Annotated in this window: 4 protein-coding genes; 2 read left to right on the top strand and 2 right to left on the bottom strand. The window is 55.4% G+C overall.

Features of this window, described 5'->3' with window-relative positions; translation table 11 throughout:
• Together lspA and ileS are read right to left on the bottom strand one after the other, a co-directional pair.
• Window positions 1-311 (bottom strand): signal peptidase II (gene lspA, locus A1332_RS01385; RefSeq protein ID WP_064006791.1); only part of this gene is annotated, 311 nt, incomplete at its 3' end.
• A complete protein-coding gene (gene ileS / locus A1332_RS01380; RefSeq protein ID WP_064006790.1) occupies window positions 304-3,135 on the bottom strand; it encodes an isoleucine--tRNA ligase in 2,832 nt (943 codons plus the stop codon). The genes lspA and ileS, both read right to left, overlap by 8 nt.
• A 326-nt stretch (window positions 3,136-3,461) precedes the next feature.
• On the opposite strand from ileS, the gene A1332_RS01375 reads away from it, so the two are divergent.
• Both A1332_RS01375 and A1332_RS01370 read left to right on the top strand, forming a co-directional pair.
• Entirely contained in the window at window positions 3,462-4,064 is a 603-nt protein-coding gene (locus A1332_RS01375) for a nitroreductase family protein (protein WP_064006789.1), read from the top strand.
• A 45-nt stretch (window positions 4,065-4,109) separates the two neighbouring features.
• The coding region (locus A1332_RS01370) for a diguanylate cyclase (protein WP_157203914.1) at window positions 4,110-5,239 on the top strand (1,130 nt) is incomplete at its 3' end.

Below are 5,239 nucleotides of genomic sequence, written 5' to 3'. Positions count from 1 at the left end.
AGATTGCCGACTGCGCCGCCCAAGACCAGGGACAATGCCACCGCCATCAAGGTCTCGTGCTTTTGTAAACGATACAGCCATACCGCAATGATGCTGCTCATCACCACCGCCAAACCGGCAAACAACCAGCGTTGCCAGCCGCCGGCCTGGGCCAGGAGGCTGAAGGCTGCGCCGGTGTTATGCACGTAGGTGAGGTTGAAATACGGAAGCAATGGGATCGACTCAAATAGCTGCATCGAACCATCCACCGCCAGTTTGCTGGCCTGATCCAGCACCAGCGTCACGGCGGAAATCCACAGCCACTTAAGCATAACGACGGGTCTCGCCATTGCCGGCGACATTTTCCACGCAGCGGCCGCACAATTCCGGATGCTCCGGATTTTCGCCGATGTCGTAGCGTTGGTGCCAGCAGCGCACGCATTTGGCATGCTCGGACACCGTCACTTTCAGTTTCACGCCATCCAGTTCGGTCGCTACCGCATCGTCCGGGCAGAATTGCATGCCAGCGACGCCGGCGTTGGAGGTGATGAATACAAAATGCAGTTCGCTGGCCAGTTTGTTCAATTCGGCGGCGTAAGCTTCGTCGCAATACAATTCCACTTCCGCATTCAGGGAGGCACCGATAGCGCCCTTGCCGCGTAGTTGCTCCAGTTCTTTGGAAACCACGGTGCGCACCGCCATCACCTTATCCCAGGTATCACGGCTGATCGTCGCGTTGGCGTCCAGTGGGAACAAGCCTTCGTACCAGGTTTCCAGAAACACCGATTCGCCGCGCTTGCCCGGAATAAATTGCCATAATTCATCGGCGGTGTAGCTGGTGATAGGCGCCAGCCAGCGGGTCAGCGCTTCGATGACATGGTACATCGCGGTTTGCGCGGAACGCCGGGCCAGACAATCTTCCTTGGCGGTGTATTGGCGATCCTTGATGATGTCCAGATAAAAGCCGCCCAAATCGATGCTGCAGAAGGTCAGTACTTTTTGGTAAATGCTTTGGAATTGATAGGCGTTGTAAGCGGCTTTGATTTCTTCTTGCAACTGCCAAGCTTTATCGACCGCCCAACGGTCCAGTGCCAGCAAATCGTCCTTGGCCACCAGATGTTGGGCCGGATCGAAGCCGTCCAGATTGGAGAGCAGGAAGCGCGCGGTGTTGCGCAAGCGGCGGTAGCCGTCGGAGGTGCGTTTCAATATTTCCTCGGATACCGACATCTCGCCGCGATAATCGGTGCCGGCCACCCACAAACGCAACACGTCCGCGCCTAGCGATTTCATCACGGTTTGCGGCAGCACCACGTTGCCCTTGGATTTGGACATTTTCTTGCCCTCGGCATCGACGGTAAAGCCGTGGGTCAAGACTTGCTTGTAAGGAGCGACGTCGTTCATGGCGACCGATGCCAGCAACGACGATTGGAACCAGCCGCGATGTTGATCGGAGCCTTCCAGATACAGGTCGGCCGGGAAGCGCAGTTGCTCACGCCGCTCCAAAACCGCCGCGTGGGTGACGCCAGAATCAAACCAGACGTCCAGGGTATCGGTCATCTTTTGGTAATGCTCGGCATCGGCACCGATCATTTCCGCTGCGTCCAGCTTAAACCAGGCGTCTATGCCTTGTTGTTCGATGCGTTTGGCGACTTGTTCGATTAACTCGCCGGTACGCGGATGCAGTTCGCCGGTTTCTTTATGCACGAAAAAGGCGATGGGTACGCCCCAGGTACGTTGCCGGGAAATACACCAGTCCGGACGGTTATTCAGCATGGCTTCGATACGGGCTTGGCCCCAATCGGGGATCCAGTCCACCCGCTTTACTTCATTCAAGGCGGTGTCGCGCAGGCCGTTTTTCTCCATGGAGATAAACCATTGCGGGGTGGCGCGGAAGATGATCGGGGTTTTGTGTCGCCAGCAATGCGGGTAGCTGTGCAGCAAGGCGTGGTGATGCAGCAATTTGCCGCGCTCGCGCAAGACTTCCAGCACCTTTTCGTTGGCGGTAAACACATGCAGGCCGGCGAATAATTCGGTACTGGGCAAAAATACGCCGTTGCTGCCGACCGGGTTGTCCACCGGCAGGCCGTATTTCATGCCTACCACATAGTCTTCCTGGCCGTGGCCGGGTGCGGTATGCACCGCGCCGGTACCGGCATCGGTAGTGACGTGGTCGCCCAGAATGATCGGCACTTGCCGGTCGTAAAACGGATGTTGCAATAACTGGTTTTCCAGCGCCGCGCCTTTGCAGTAACCGACGATGTGATGTTCGCCGATGCCGTAACGTAAAACGGCGTCTTTCAACAATGCTTCGGCGATGACCAAGCGTTCGGTTTGGCCGTCGATGTCGCATTGCACCACGGCGTATTCCAAGTCCGGGTTCAGCGCCACGGCCTGATTGGCTGGCAGCGTCCAAGGCGTGGTGGTCCAGATCACCACCGACAGCGGGCCTTTGCCTTCGCGGTCGCCGGCATGGTGGCACTTGGCCATGAAGGCATGCTCGTCTACCACGGTGAAACGCACGTCAATCGCTGGGGAGTGTTTGTCTTCGTATTCCACTTCCGCCTCGGCGAGCGCCGAGCCGCAATCGGTACACCAATGTACCGGCTTGGCGCCTTTGCTCAGATGGCCGTTGGCGGCGATTTTGCCCAAGGCGCGGACGATGTCGGCCTCGAAGGCAAAATCCATGGTTAAGTAAGGATTGTCCCAATCGCCCAATACGCCCAAGCGGATGAATTCTTCTTTTTGAATATTGACCTGTTTTTTGGCGTAAGCCCGGCATTCCTTGCGAAACTCGGCAGGCGTGACTTTAACCCCGGCCTTGCCAACCGATTTTTCCACCATCAATTCGATAGGCAAACCGTGGCAATCCCAGCCCGGCACGTAAGGCGCATCGAAACCGCTGAGGGTTTTGGATTTGACGATGATGTCCTTCAACACCTTATTCACCGCGTGGCCGATGTGAATTGCGCCGTTGGCATAGGGGGGGCCGTCGTGCAACACAAATTTAGGCCGGCCGGCGCAGACCTCGCGAATTTTTTGATAGAGCTGGTTTTCGTTCCATTTTTTCAGCATCTCCGGTTCGCGTTGCGCCAGATTGGCTTTCATCGCAAACTCGGTCTTGGGGAGGTTCAGGGTTTGTTTGTAATCCATGGTCATGATGTTGTCTGCGTTGCATTTCAGCGGCTGGGTTGCGGACTTAGGCCGCTGAAATAACGGTTGCGCCGATTAGCCGTATGATTCTAAGGATGATATTAAACGCGCGATTTTAGCACCAACTGCCAAGTGCTATAAAGCATACTCGGTGCTTGGTGACTATCCGTGCTAAAAATGGACGGGACGGCGTCGGCGAGTTACCATCCGTTAGCGTATCCGGTTTGCTGATTTACGACATTTACCGGCGGGTTTATGCGTGGCACACAGCTGGCAATGGGCCGCTTCGGCACGCGCTAAAAATTACTTAAGCACACACTAGGGGCTCAGCCATGCAACATAAACGCGCCACCACCCAGGTAGAGATTCACGAATTGATCGCCAGCCGCTGGAGCCCGCGCGCTTTCGATCCGGATAAAGCGGTCAGCCTCCAGGATTTGACCGCCGTGCTGGAAGCCGCGCGTTGGGCGCCGTCCTGTTTTAACGATCAACCTTGGCGCTTTGTGGTTTGCGACAAAACAAGCAATCTCGCCGCCTGGCAAAACGCGCTGTCGGTGATTGCCGAAAAAAATCAGCTCTGGGCAAAAAATGCCCCGGTGTTGATCCTGACGGTGGCGATGCAAAATTTCAATCATAACGGCAAAGCCAACCGTTTTGCAGCTTACGATACCGGCGCTGCCTCCTTGAGCTTGTGTTTACAAGCCAACGCCTTAGGCTTAATTACCCATCAAATGGGCGGTTTCGATGCCGATAAAGCCCGGCAAGTGCTGAATTTACCGGACGACTGTACGCCGATGGCGATGTTGGCATTGGGCTATCAAGCCGAGGCGAATACCTTGGCCGAAGATTTTCAAGCCGGCGAGCAGGCGGAACGCAGCCGTGCGGCTCTGGAGCAGCGATTTTATCTGGGGCAATGGGGCGAAGCGTTTAAATAAGCGCTACCGTTACTCATGAACTTCCAACGCAATTGAGTAGCGTGCATGAAAAACGTTAAAACCTCCTATGCCCGCAGTCTGATCGAAGCCAGTCTCGATCCACTGGTCACCATCAGCGCCGACGGCAAAATCATGGATGTAAATAGTGCTACTGAAAAAGTCACCGGTGTGCCGCGCCAACAACTGATCGGCAGCGATTTTTCCAATTATTTTACCGATCCGCAAAAAGCCCGGGATGGTTATCGATTGGCATTTTCGCAAGGCAAAGTCACGGATTACCCGCTGGCTATCTGCCACGCCTCGGGCCAGATCACCGAAGTGATGTACAACGCCTCGGTTTATCGGGATGAGAAAGGCGACGTCGCCGGGATTTTTGCCGCCGCGAGGGACGTTACCGCATTAAAAAAAGCCCAAAACGAATTGGAATCCGCGATTTTGCATATGCAATTAATCCGCGAGATGACCGATTTGTTGCAGAGCTGCCAAAAAATGGAGGAGGCCTATCCGATTATCAAAGCGGCATTGGTACGCTTGTTTGCCGGTTCCGTCGGCGGACTTTATATGCTGGATGCCGCAGGTAACTCGCTGGTGTTGGTGGATGCTTGGGGTAGCGGGGAAAGCGAGCTGGAATCAGTGTTTACCCCGGACGAATGCTGGGGCATGCGGCGTGGTTGCATTCATATGGCGCGCGTCGGCCAAACCATTAATCCGGTCTGTAGCCATGTAAAACCGGGGGCCAGCCCTTATCTGTGCATTCCGCTCTTAGCGCATTCGCGGGCCCTGGGTTTGATTTATATCGAACGCCGGTTTACCAGTGACAACCCGGAAGATATTCAACGCGAGTTATCGATAGCCGAAGCGGCCGCCGATAGCGCCCGGCTGGCCTTGGCCAATTTGAGCTTGCGCGAGGAATTGCACGAGTTATCGATACGCGACCCGCTCACCGGTTTGTTTAATCGGCGGTTTCTGGAAGAAGTATTGGACCGGGAATTGTTGCGGATGAGCCGCTACGGCAAAATGCTGGCCGTGGCGATGATAGACATCGATCATTTTAAAACCTTCAACGATAACTACGGCCATGACGCCGGCGACGACGTTTTGAAGAAAACCGCGCAGTTGATGAACGGTTTTCGAGAAGGCAGCGATATGGTGTGCCGTTTCGGCGGCGAAGAATT

The sequence above is a fragment of the Methylomonas methanica genome, assembly GCF_001644035.1.
Classification (GTDB): Bacteria; Pseudomonadota; Gammaproteobacteria; order Methylococcales; family Methylomonadaceae; genus Methylomonas; species Methylomonas methanica_A.
This window is presented reverse-complemented; position numbering and strand designations above follow the sequence as displayed.

Coding starts and splice junctions, on each gene's coding strand:
- A1332_RS01375 (WP_064006789.1), top strand. CDS start 3,462: ATGCAACATAAACGCGCCACCACCCAGGTAGAGATTCACGAATTGATC.
- ileS (WP_064006790.1), bottom strand. CDS start 3,135: ATGACCATGGATTACAAACAAACCCTGAACCTCCCCAAGACCGAGTTT.